Origin of the sequence: Mesorhizobium sp. M4B.F.Ca.ET.089.01.1.1 (assembly GCF_004022605.1) — a bacterium.
GTDB classification, from domain to species: domain Bacteria; phylum Pseudomonadota; class Alphaproteobacteria; order Rhizobiales; family Rhizobiaceae; genus Mesorhizobium; species Mesorhizobium abyssinicae.
Map to the genome: position 1 here is coordinate 1 of NZ_RZOS01001259.1, position 552 is coordinate 552.

A 552-nucleotide genomic window follows, 5' to 3' on the forward strand; every position below is an offset into this window, starting at 1 on the left:
CAAAAGCAGCATGATGTCCCCCGCCGCAAAGCCGGCAACAGCGACAGCGCGGATCAGTTCGGCAAGCGTCTTGTCCTTGTCATCGACCTCGGGTGTGAACAGATGCGCCTTGTAGCCCAGCCTGCCAAGCGCGGCGACGAAGGGTGGCACCTCGTCTCCTCGCCACCGGACCGCGACCCGCTTCGTCGACAGGTTGACGCGCGCGCTTTCGACGTGATCGAGCTTTCCAAGTGCCGCCTCGATCGTCTGGATACAGGCGGCGCAATGAACCGTCGGCACTGAAAGATCGGTCTGCCGAAGATCATCGCCAAGCGATCGGCTCGCCAACCTGATCTCCTGGCTGGATGGCAGGACCGACGTGGCGCCGTTCAGATCCAGCGCCATTTCAGCGCCCGGTGCACAACAGCTCATTGCAGCGCTCCATGAGAAATCATAATCCTGCGGACGTCGCGATAGGGTCGTGTCAGGCCGGCATCGGTGTCGACTTCGACGATCCAGACGCCGTCCTTCGGCATATGCTGGGCGGCGAACTCCTGGCCGGAGGCGAGGGCG

At 63.0% G+C, this 552-nt stretch carries 1 protein-coding gene and 1 pseudogene; both read right to left on the minus strand.

All coding sequences use genetic code 11. The features are described 5' to 3' along the window. On the minus strand, positions 1-411 hold a 411-nt coding region (locus EN780_RS37050; RefSeq protein ID WP_189557145.1), incomplete at its 3' end, for a cation transporter. Beyond that, positions 408-552: pseudogene (locus EN780_RS41180) on the minus strand (cytochrome oxidase); the annotation flags it as partial. The gene EN780_RS37050 and the pseudogene EN780_RS41180, both read right to left, overlap by 4 nt.